The sequence below is a fragment of the Nocardiopsis sp. NPDC055879 genome, from assembly GCF_053615935.1.
The window spans coordinates 13,676-21,684 of the sequence record NZ_JBSHCT010000042.1; the positions used below are offsets into that span (position 1 = coordinate 13,676).

General features: G+C 67.4%; 6 protein-coding genes. All 6 read left to right on the forward strand.

Annotated elements, in window-relative coordinates:
* Positions 1–243: 243 nt before the first annotated feature.
* The 6 genes from ACWGKS_RS28590 (at position 244) to ACWGKS_RS28615 (ending at position 7,919) form a co-directional block, all read left to right on the forward strand.
* Positions 244–3,138 (forward strand): lantibiotic dehydratase, encoded by a 2,895-nt coding sequence (locus ACWGKS_RS28590; RefSeq protein WP_452524760.1) that lies wholly within the window; start codon positions 244–246, stop codon positions 3,136–3,138.
* Positions 3,135–4,292, forward strand: a complete 1,158-nt coding sequence (locus ACWGKS_RS28595; protein ID WP_452524762.1) for a lanthionine synthetase C family protein — start codon at positions 3,135–3,137, stop codon at positions 4,290–4,292. Before ACWGKS_RS28590 ends, ACWGKS_RS28595 begins: the two co-directional genes overlap by 4 nt.
* Positions 4,293–4,325: 33 nt before the next feature.
* Positions 4,326–5,315, forward strand: coding sequence for a thiopeptide-type bacteriocin biosynthesis protein (locus ACWGKS_RS28600; protein ID WP_452524764.1), 990 nt, complete (start codon positions 4,326–4,328; stop codon positions 5,313–5,315).
* Between the two features lie 131 nt (positions 5,316–5,446).
* Positions 5,447–6,151: a phosphotransferase gene (locus tag ACWGKS_RS28605; RefSeq protein ID WP_452524765.1), complete on the forward strand. Its 705-nt coding sequence runs from the start codon at positions 5,447–5,449 to the stop codon at positions 6,149–6,151.
* Between the two features lie 429 nt (positions 6,152–6,580).
* Complete coding sequence (locus ACWGKS_RS28610) at positions 6,581–7,408, forward strand: sigma-70 family RNA polymerase sigma factor (protein WP_452524766.1); 828 nt, start codon at positions 6,581–6,583, stop codon at positions 7,406–7,408.
* 88 nt (positions 7,409–7,496) lie between these two features.
* On the forward strand, positions 7,497–7,919 hold the full coding sequence (locus ACWGKS_RS28615; RefSeq protein ID WP_452524768.1) for a hypothetical protein: 423 nt from the start codon (positions 7,497–7,499) through the stop codon (positions 7,917–7,919).
* Positions 7,920–8,009 lie beyond the last annotated feature (90 nt).

Here is an 8,009-nt window from a genome sequence, read left to right on the forward strand (position 1 = left end):
AACCCCCGCTCCCCCCCCGGGCGGGCCCGCGCCAGGCCCCCCCCCGCCCCCGCCGCTACCCCCTTGTACGCAGCGAGACAGGCAGGACCCCTGCTGATGCCACCGAGAGCGGACCGCACCCTGTACCACCGAGCGGGACCAGCCCTGATCCGGGCCACGACCTACCCCGACGACCTCCGATTGCCCGATGCGCCGGACCTGTCAGGTGCGTCTGAGGACGCGGTAGAACGGGGGAGCTGTTGGGTGAGGCACGTGTGGCGGGACGAACGCCTCCGATGCGCCGTCGAGCACGCCAGCCCCGTCCTGTCCGAACAGATTGGACGGGTGGTGGCCGGACACACCATGGACGCACGACGCATCCGTCGCCTGGTCCGCTCGTTGGGCTCCTACCTGTTGCGCTGGCAGGGCAGGGCCACTCCGTTCGGTCTTTTCGCCGGAGTGGCCGAGGTGAAAGCGGGCCCTCAGACACGGGTGCGCTGGGGCGGTGGCCACCGCACGATCGCCCGTGCTGGTGCTGACTGGCTGGAGAGAGCCGTGGACCGGCTGGAACAACAGCCCCGACTCCTGCACCTGCTGCCGGTGATCGCCAATGCCACCGCGTTCGTCCGAGACGACCGGCTCGTCATCCCCGGTCTGCCCAGCTCCCAGCGACCCAGGGAGATAGCGCCTCAAGAGGTATCGATCCGCCATACTCCGCCCGTGCGCGCCGCCATGGCAGCGGCTCAGGTTCCGTTGCTCTTCCGGGAACTCCTCGATGCCTTGGTCGCTGAGTATCCGAACGTTCCGCACGAACAGACCCGGTTTCTGTTGGCCGCATTGGTGGCACAGAACTTCCTGATCACCAGCCTGCGCGCTCCGATGAGTGAGCCCGATGCCCTTGCTCACCTGTGCACCCACCTGGACAAGTACGGAGCCGAGGAGCTTCCTGAGACGGCCGACATCGTCAGCGAACTCCGCGAGACCCACCGGGGCCTCGAATGCCATCGGCCGCCACTCAGTGAGGTCGGGCCGGTCGTGGACACCGCGCTGGACGCCGACATCACCCTGCCTGAGACCGTGCTCCAGGAAGCCGAAGCAGCCGCAGCCGTGCTGATCCGCCTGAGTCCCTACCCCTACGGCTATCCGCGGTGGAAGGACTTCCACTCCAGGTTCCGGGAACGCTACGGCCCAGGAGCCGTCATCCCGGTGGTCGAGGTCATCTCTGATACCGGTCTGGGGCTGCCCGCCGACTACCTCGGCTCTGCGCACACCAGCGCTCGGCCGGCCCTGACCGAGCGCGACCGGTACCTGCTCGCCCTCGCTCAAGAAGCAGCCCTCAGCGGCCGAACAGAAGTGGTCCTGACGGACAGCATGGTCGATGAGATCGCCCTGGGGGAACCACAGGAGGTGCTTGCTCCCTCCAGGGTCGAGCTCGCCTTCCAACTACACGCCCCCTCAGCAGGGGCCGTGGACCGAGGGGACTTCCGGCTTCTGGTCACCTCGGCTCCGCGACCGGGCAGCAGCATGGCCGGCCGGTTCGCCCACCTTCTGACCGCCTCCGCGAGGTCGGGCCTCGCCGAGAGCTATACGTCCTCTGCGGATCCGGACACGGTCACCGCGCAGCTGTCCTTTCCGCCACGTCAGCGGCGTACAGCGAACGCTGTCCGCACTTCCCGGCTCCTGCCCGTGATCATCCCCCTGGCAGAACACCACGTGCCCGGTGGTGCCGTCATCGGCCTACATGATCTCGCCCTGACCGCCGACGCGCGCCACCTCAGGCTCCTCCAGATCTCCACCGGCCGCTACGTCGAACCACGGGTGACCCACGCACTCGAGGCCGCCATGCTCACACCTTCGCTGGCACGGTTCCTCGCCGAAGCCCCGGCTGGTCGCTGCGCCGTCTACCAAGCCTTCGACTGGGGAGCAGCGGCATTCCTGCCCTTCCTGCCCCGCCTTCGACGTGGGCGTACCGTCCTCGCCGCCGCCCGGTGGAGGCTGAGTACGGACAGCCTCCCCGGCCCCGGGGCACCGAACTCTGCCTGGGTGAAGGCGTTGAGCACCTGGCGGGAGGGCCTGGGGGCACCTGCGGATGTCGTCATGTGCAGTGCTGAGATGCGCCTGCCTCTGAACCTGGATCGCCCGCTGGACCGCGAGGTGCTGCGGGCACGGCTGGAGCGCACCGGCACGGTCGAACTCCGTGAAGGACCCTCCCCGGACTCCAACGGGTGGGTAGGGCGCGCCCACGAAATCCTCGTCCCCTTCCACCGCACGACCGCCGCCCCTCCACTGAAGACCGAGCGACCGAGCACGCCCACCACATCGTCGGAACAGGGAAAGTTACCGGGGTTCTCCGACGTGGTCCACGCACAGATCCACGGACATCCCGCCCGCCAGGACACCATCCTCCTGCGACACCTGCCGGACCTTCTTGCAGAGTGGCCGGAGTTGCACTACTGGTGGTTCGAACGACACCACGACCTCACCCACCCCGATCGGGACCAACACCTCGACCTGTACTTCCGCCTGCGCTCGGAGCGGGAGTACGGCGACGCCGTCACCCGGATCGGAGCCTGGGCCGCCGCCCTTCGCAGTCACGGTCTCGTCCCGCACTCCCAACTGGCCACCTACCACCCGCAGACCGGCCGCTACGGCCACGGAACGGCCATGAGCGCCGCCGAACGGCTCTTCGCCGCGGACTCCGCCGCAGTTCTGGCCCAAGCGGCGTACACCGCACAGACGAGTACTCCCGGGGAGGTGGTCACCGTCGCCGGGATGTACGACCTCGCCACCTCCTACGCACCCAATGCCCGGGAGGCCGCTGAGTGGCTCGTCGACAACCTCCCCCACGAAGCACCAAGGCTCGACCGCACCGTGCGATACCAGGCACTCCTCCTCACCGACCCCGACAAGAGCCGAGAAGCACTCCAGGCGCTGCCCACTGGGCAGGAAGTGCTCCGGGCCTGGCAGCACCGACGCACCGCCTTGAGCGACTACCGTGCCCGCCTGTCCTCCCAACGTGACCCCGAACCGGTGCTGCGATCCCTGCTGCACTTGCACCACACCCGCGCACACGGCGCCGACCCGCAGCGGGAACAACTCACCCACCACCTCGTCCGGGCCGCCGCCCAGCGCGACTTCGCCAGGAAGACCGCCCGATGAGCGCCCAGACCGCAACCCCCACCGCGCATTCCCAATCCCTGGCCACGGGCGACATCGGCACCGCACTGATGCACATCGAGTGTGCCCACACCGGTGAAGGAAGCTGGGAGAGGGCCCACAACCAGGTCCACAAAGCGGCCACAACCCCGATCAGCGCGGCAGACGAAGCATGCCTGTACTTCGGAGCCCCCGCATTGGCGTTCCTCCTGCACACAGCCCAAGCCGACGGAGCGCCTCGCTACGCTGCGGCGACAGAGCGCATCGACACGGCGGTGAGGCGCCTCGCTCACCGCCGACTCGACCTCGCCCACGCCCGCATCGACAGGGCACAACCCGCGGCCTTCGCCGAATACGACCTCCTGCACGGACTGACCGGGATCGGCGCCCACCTGCTCCACCACGACCCCACCGATGACGCACTCGGACGCATCCTCACCTACCTGGTCCGCCTCACCCGACCTCTGGTCATCGATGGGTGGCAACTCCCCGGCTGGTGGGTCCACCACGACCCCCAACGCGGAACCTCCGCCCACTTCCCCGGCGGCCACGCCAACCTCGGGATCGCCCACGGCATCACCGGCCCGCTCGCCCTCCTCGCCCAAGCCCAGCTGCGCCAGATCACCGTCGATGGACAGAGCGAGGCCATCGAGCTCATCTGCGCGTGGCTGGACTCTTGGCGCCGGGAAAACGACACCGGCACCTGGTGGCCCCAGTGGGTCACCGCCGAAGCATTGCGCAGCAGGCGCACCGACCAGAGCGGACCGCAACGCCCGAGCTGGTGCTACGGCACACCCGGCCTGGCCCGAGCCCAACAGCTCGCCGCCCTCGCCACCGCAGACACCGACCGCCAACGCGTGGCCGAACAGGCCTTCGCTGACTGCCTCGCCGACCCCAGCCAGCTCGCCCGCGTTCACGACTCCGGCCTCTGTCACGGCTGGGCCGGTCTGACTCAGACCGCGAACCGCGCCGCCGCCGACGCACTCACCCTGGCAATCGCCCACCACCTGCCGTTCCTGAACGCCCGTCTCGACCAGGAACAAGCAGACACAGAAGGGTTTCTTGACGGACAGGCGGGAGTCACCCTGGCCCAGATGGCCGCAACGCAAGGCTTGCCCCCGGTCAGCGGGTGGGACGCCTGCCTTCTGATCAACTGATCCGCCCCGTACCTAAGGAAGGAGAACAACGCCGTGGAAATCTCCGAGACCGGGCATCCGCTCGCCCAAGGAGTTCTCGAGGTGCTGTCCGGGACCCCTCTGGAGAGCGCGGCCTCCTGTGTGGGGGTGGAGACAGGCCACCTCGAGGAGGCAGTCCAGGCCTACACCGAAGCGGGCGCCACCGCCCTCCAGATACAGGCCGAAGAGCACGGCTGGCACCAGGCCCACATCGAGTTCACCGACTGGCAGACGGCCGAAACCACGGTAACCGAACGACTCACACCCCGACTCCATCACGCCGAACAGTCAGGACTCGTGGACTCCTGGTGGTTCATCCGCAAAGCCCCCTGCTGGCGGCTGCGCCTGCGGCTCAGTGACACCACCACTCCCGGCGACGAACTGCTCAAACGAATCCTCGACGACTTCTCCACCCCAGAGGCCACCATCCGTTGGCGACGCACCGTCTACGAACCCGAAACCCTAGCCTTCGGCGGACCCGAAGCGATGCACACCGCCCACGACCTCTTCCACACCGACAGCCGCGCGATCCTCGACTACCTCAACGCACACGCGACCGTCCTTGGCCGCCGTGAGCTGTCGACGATGCTGTGCGGCGCTCTTTTCCGAGGCGCGGACCAAGACGAGTTCGAGCAAGGCGACATCTGGCACCGCATCACGCGGATGCGTCCCCTCCCCGAGGACGTTCCGCCTGAGCGCATGCCAGAACTGAGCGTCCCCCTGCGCCGGCTCCTCACCGCCCACCACCCCACGCAATCCCCGGACAACCCCTTGGTGTTCACCGCGCCCTGGATACTCGCCTTCGCCTCCGCCGGACAAGCACTGTCCCAAGCCGCGCACACCGGAACCCTCCAACGCGGCCTACGCGCCGTCCTGGCCCACCACGTGATCTTCCACTGGAACCGCATCGGCCTACCCGCACGCACCCAGAGCATCCTCGCCCACGCAGCCCGCACCGCACTGATGGACACCGAACCGGGTAGCGCCCAAGGGGCCAGATGCTGACACACCCCGACCCCAAGACCGCCGCCCGGATGAGAGCGGCACACACACGCGCACGAGCTGCGCTCCACGCCACGACCACCTCAGACCCTGATGAGATGTGGGGGTGGCGTGGGCGAACCCTGAGCCGACCGGTGACCACGACACACGGCCCGGCATGGCTACGCCTGGCCTGCGCCCCAACCGATCGGATCGCCACCACCTTCTGGAACGGGTCCGTCGACGCCGAACAGGTCATGCCCACCACGCTGCCCCGCCCCAAGCTGCGCGACCTGCACGACTGGAACGAGGGGCCTTGGTCCTACCGGGCTGAGCTGTACGACAGGGCCTCGTCTCCTGCCGCTTCGAAGTCGGCAGTGCTCACCCACGAGCCCGATCTGCCACCGAGCTGGTGGGACGGGCTACGCAGAGCCCTGCACACGATCTCGCGGGTGCGGACACGCCGGCGCACCGCCTTCCAGCCCTTTCTCGACCACGCCATGCCCCGCTACCTGGGGGCACCCGTCGACACCGTCGCTCCCTCGTGGTCGACCGCCCACGGAGACCTCCACTTCGCCAACCTCGGGGCCCCGGCCCTCATCCTCTTTGACTGGGAGGGATGGGGAGTGGCTCCGACCGGCTACGACGCGGCCATGCTGCACAGCTACAGTCTGCTCGTTCCCCTGACCGCCGCACGGATCCGAACGGAATTGGCTCACATACTCGATACCCCCGCTGGGCGGTTCGCCGAGCTGGTCACCATCACCGAACTTCTACACATCTCTGCCAGGAGTGAGGAAACCGACCTCCGAACTCCTCTCCTCCGGCGCGCCTCGCACCTTCTTGAACGGGCCCGCTGAGTACCCCTGCCGTGGTTGTTTAGATTCTGTCCGTATTTGTCGATCCGCGCCCCGGGAAGTTGTTTAAGTGTTCCTCAATGTGCCGTTGAGTGCGTGTTGGAATATTCTATAAAGTATTTCTTAGAGAGCCTTTTGGTGCATGCTCACGGTGGCTCGTGAGTCCACTGCGCAAGTATCTGAGTCATCCCGAAAGTTCAGCGTATGGGCAGGTAGTAGCTCTGAGTCCGCTCCTGGTTGCGCGGCTTACCCGTCACCAGTCGAGGATCCTAGAAGGAAATAATTTGCCTTCCCTTGGTGCTGGTGAGTCACTTCTGAGTCTGCTCTGAGTCGAGTTTGAGCGTGGTGTGAGCCCGTTCTGAGTAACTCCTGAGTTCGCGGTGCTTTTAAGTGGTCCGTGTCGGATCCCGGTGGCACTTCCAGGGGGAACACATGAACCTTTCGCTGCTTCGTGAGATCGAATCCAACTTCGTCGCGATCGCACCCACACACCTGACCCTGCACGGCACACACGTGCACCCGTGGCTGGAGGAGCGCACCTACTCGCTCTTCGAACTGCGCGAGGTCCTGCTGGACCGCGCGACCCCGAACCAAGTCCGTGACGCGGTGTGGCGTCACACCATCCGCGCGGCCCGTCACTCCCAGGACTGGATGGTCGGCGCTCTGGGCCTGGCGATGCCGATGCTGCGCTCTGCCGTGCGCCACACCGGTCGCGGCCTGGACCAGGACGGCGAGGCGAATCTTCAAGCCGAGGTGGTCACAGCCGCGATCCGGCAGATTCGCACCGTCAACCTCGACCACGCCGGACAGGGCTACTTCCTGCTGTGTCGTGTGCGCCGCGCGGCGTTGGGGGAGCGCAAGCGCGCCCTGACCAGCGCCCTACAGGTACTCGTGGATGAGCAGAAGGTCGACATCGAAGCCGAGCCCGGGACGGCTCGCTCGTGCGAGTCGGTTCTGCAGACGGCCGTGCGCACCGGAACCCTGACGGCCGCAGAGGCGGAGTTGATCGCCCGCACCCGCCTGGAAGGGGTCTCGCTGGTGGCGCTGTCCACCGAGACCGGGGTGGCCTACAAGACCTTGGCCAAGCGCCGCCAGCGGGCCGAGACCCGGCTGGCCGCCGCGTTGCGCTCGGTGCCCTCTCAAGCCCGTGAAGGTACGCCCGTGGTGGCGACTTCGACCGTTTCGCCTGTGTATGTGCACCGAGCCAGCGGGTCTGTTGAGCCAGAGGCGTCGAATTCGCTGTGGCCGTTGGCTTCCTAACCAAGTGAGAGGGCTGGTGAGCCCACCTGGGGTGTGGGCTCACCGGTCGCCAGCCAGTGAGCCGGGAGCCGAGCCAAGGACCGGGGCCTTGGGATGGCTGTGCAAGAGGGGGATGTTGGTGCGCAGGTTGTTGGTGATCATGGTCGCCGCCTTGGTGGCCACGGTGTGGTGCATGGTGACGGCCGATGACGCCGCGTGGGTGTGGGCCAACACCACGGGTGATGTTGAGGGGCCGGACGAATCAGCCGAAGCCACGGCTGCGCCGCTGGTGGCCGTGGTGAACCGGGTCTACCTGGTGATCATGGTCCTGGCCACAGCTCTGGGAACCCTTTTTCTGACGATCGCGGGGGTGCGGTGGCTGGTCGCCGGTGGCGAACCCGGTGCGATCGATGGAGCCAAACGAGCGCTGACCGGTGTGGCCTTCGGGTACGGGATCGCGGTTCTGGCCACGGTGCTGATGAGCATTCTCGAATGGATTCTGGCCGCGGGAGAGGCCGGTGGTGGCGCATGAACCCGCAGAGCACACGGGGCCAGGCCCCGACGGACCCAGGCCCGCCTTCGGATGAGCCGTTGCCTCCGCCTTCCGATGACCCGCTTCCGC

Coding starts and splice junctions, on each gene's coding strand:
- ACWGKS_RS28595 (WP_452524762.1), top strand. CDS start 3,135: ATGAGCGCCCAGACCGCAACCCCCACCGCGCATTCCCAATCCCTGGCC.
- ACWGKS_RS28610 (WP_452524766.1), top strand. CDS start 6,581: ATGAACCTTTCGCTGCTTCGTGAGATCGAATCCAACTTCGTCGCGATC.